A 208-nucleotide genomic window follows, 5' to 3' on the forward strand; every position below is an offset into this window, starting at 1 on the left:
CCGCCAACCAATCATCACCGGCCAGGAAGCACCCACCGCACTCCTCTCCGACGCAAGCCACTGCCACGCCCTCTTCGGCTACCCGGACACCCCCCTGCGCACCCTCGTCGAATGGCAGGCCGACTGGCTGCGCCGCGGACTGCCACTGTCCGGCAAGCCCACCAAGTTCCAGGTCCGCGACGGAAGGTTCTGACCCACCCCATGTCCC

General features: G+C 68.3%; 1 pseudogene. It reads left to right on the forward strand.

Going from position 1 to position 208, the window contains the following annotated elements:
* A pseudogene (locus WA762_RS35610) lies at positions 1–193 on the forward strand (epimerase); the annotation flags it as partial.
* Positions 194–208: the final 15 nt, after the last annotated feature.

It is taken from the genome of Streptomyces tyrfis, assembly GCF_037034285.1.
Classification (GTDB): domain Bacteria; phylum Actinomycetota; class Actinomycetes; order Streptomycetales; family Streptomycetaceae; genus Streptomyces.